Consider the following 1,853-nt stretch of genomic DNA (forward strand, 5'->3'; position numbering starts at 1 on the left):
TCGACAACCCGTTCGACACGAGGTTGTAACCCATGTCTCCGGTACAAAACGTTACCTATGTCTCCGGGCTGGACATGGCTGAAATTGGTAGCGGAGGAGGGACTTGAACCCCCGACACGCGGATTATGATTCCGCTGCTCTAACCAGCTGAGCTACTCCGCCATCCATGAGCGCGATCATCAAAAGGCCCGCGCGACGTGGGGTGCTTATAGTGAGGCTGCGGGCGGGCGTCAAGCGCAGAATGTGCGCCCGTCCGCAAACTTTTTGCCTTGCCTTCAAGCCGCCGAAACCGGCGCCTGGCTCTGTGGAAAATCGACCGTCCAGGTGCCGGATCTTTCCGTCTTGTGGATCCAGCCGCCGCCCAGAACGCGGGCCGTTTCGTCGTCGCTGTCGAAGAAGACGCAGGCCTGTCCTGGCGCCACCCCGGTCTCGCCGTTGGCAAGGTCGACAAAGCCCTTGCCGTTGAGGATCCGCAAGGTGGCCGGTGCCGGTGGACGGGTGGAGCGCACCTTGGCGAAAAGCTCAACCTCATCGCCCTCGTCGAGCGGCTGGTCGCCGATCCAGTTCATTTCCCGAAGTAGGATGGTCCTGGTCGCCAGCGCCTCGCGCGGTCCGACGATCACACGGCGCTCGTCCGCATCCAGACGCACCACATAAAGCGGCTCACCGGTTGCAACGCCGATGCCGCGGCGCTGACCAATGGTGAAATGGATGATGCCTTCGTGGCGGCCAAGGACCCGTCCGTCCATATGCACAATCTCGCCCGGCTCGGCCGCATTGGGCCGCAGCTTGCGGATCACCTCGGCATAGTCACCATTGGGGACAAAACAGATGTCCTGGCTGTCCGGCTTGTTGGCAACGGAAAGTCCGAATTCGGCTGCGAGCTCGCGCACCTTCGCCTTGGGCATGCCACCCAAAGGAAACCGGATGAAATCGAGCTGATCCTGCGTGGTCGCAAACAGGAAGTAACTCTGATCCCGATCCAGGTCCGCCGGCCGGTAAAGCGCACGCTTGTTGCCCTTCTGGGCCGAGCGGACATAGTGGCCGGTCGCAAGCGCATCGGCGCCGAGATTCCGCGCCGTCTTCAGAAGGTCGGTGAACTTGACGGTCTGGTTGCAGGACACGCACGGGATCGGCGTCTCGCCGGCAATATAGCTGTCGGCGAAGCGGTCCATGACCTGTTCCTTGAACCGGCTTTCATAGTCCAACACATAGTGCGGGATGCCGATCATTTCCGCCGCACGGCGCGCGTCGTGGATGTCGACGCCCGCGCAGCAGGACTTGGACTTGGCAACGGCCGCGCCGTGATCGTAGAGCTGCAGTGTGACGCCGATGACGTCATACCCTTCCGCCTTCATCATGGCCGCTACGACCGAGCTGTCGACGCCGCCGGACATGGCAACGACGACGCGCGTATCTTCCGGGCGACCGGGCAGATCAAGACTGTTTCCCATTCCAAAGCACTTCCAGAGATCTTTCCCGTCTGGCGGCGGACCGGCATCGGTCCAGCTTCTTACGGCCACTCTCAAGCGGCGCGCCAACTCCGGGGCATTTCAAAGTCGGCGGCACTATACAGATATGTCCTCAAGAAGCCAATCGTCACGCATGCGGGGCAGGCATGCTTTGCCTGACCGGCAAAGCTTGCCGCCCGAAGAGGAGTTCGGGGATAAAGTGATTTGGGTAAAATCATTATATTTCAGTGTGTTGTGGGCGAATGTGAATCTGGCCCGAAGCTTGCTTTCTCTTTTGCGACGAAATGTGCCCGGGCGACGGGCGTAACCTTCGGGGGCAAGTTTGCTGCCATTTGGACTGATCACCGATGTTTCTGCCGGGGCACCTGCTGCCGGGGCGGG

The 1,853-nt window shown here is 61.0% G+C and carries 2 protein-coding genes and 1 tRNA gene; all 3 read right to left on the reverse strand.

Annotated elements, in window-relative coordinates; all coding sequences use genetic code 11:
- Positions 1-85: 85 nt before the first annotated feature.
- A tRNA-Met gene (locus tag RBB47_RS30940) sits at positions 86-162 on the reverse strand.
- 113 nt (positions 163-275) lie between these two features.
- Positions 276-1,454 (reverse strand): tRNA 2-thiouridine(34) synthase MnmA, encoded by a 1,179-nt coding sequence (gene mnmA, locus RBB47_RS30945; protein ID WP_305989789.1) that lies wholly within the window; start codon positions 1,452-1,454, stop codon positions 276-278.
- A gap of 114 nt (positions 1,455-1,568) precedes the next feature.
- Positions 1,569-1,853, reverse strand: a 285-nt coding sequence (locus RBB47_RS30950; protein ID WP_305989790.1) for a hypothetical protein, incomplete at its 5' end; no start/stop codon positions are given.

The sequence above is a fragment of the Roseibium sp. MMSF_3544 genome (assembly GCF_030732845.1).
Classification (GTDB): domain Bacteria; phylum Pseudomonadota; class Alphaproteobacteria; order Rhizobiales; family Stappiaceae; genus Roseibium.

Excerpts from the sequence above, each read along its gene's own strand:
- mnmA (WP_305989789.1), bottom strand. The coding sequence starts at position 1,454 with ATGGGAAACAGTCTTGATCTGCCCGGTCGCCCGGAAGATACGCGCGTC.